We start from the raw sequence: 269 nt of genomic DNA, 5'->3' as shown, positions 1-269 counted from the left end.
CCTTGATAAGTTTGAAGATAACTTGTTCAACCCAATGCCCGCTAGTGTGGGGGTAACTCAAGCACAATACGCAAGTTTAAGTAATAATGCTCAGTACAGTTTCACAACCGCAGAAGGTGATGAAGTAACAATAAGTTTTGCCGATGCGTTTAAATCTCAGTCTGCTAGTAGTTATCAGCGTGGTGAGGGAGGGGAGGCATTCGTAAGTGAATCATCACAATCGAGAGAACTTTCATTTTCAATGTCAGTTAACGGCGACCTTAATGATA

General features: G+C 41.6%; 1 protein-coding gene. It reads left to right on the top strand.

All coding sequences use genetic code 11. The features are described from left to right. A partial coding sequence (locus R2R70_RS20530; protein ID WP_410978983.1) for a hypothetical protein occupies window positions 1-269 on the top strand: 269 nt, incomplete at both ends.

Source organism: Cobetia sp. SIMBA_158, assembly GCF_046566945.1.
Classification (GTDB): Bacteria; Pseudomonadota; Gammaproteobacteria; order Pseudomonadales; family Halomonadaceae; genus Cobetia; species Cobetia amphilecti.
Note: the sequence above shows the minus strand (reverse complement) of the source record. Positions and strands in the feature narration are given on the sequence as shown.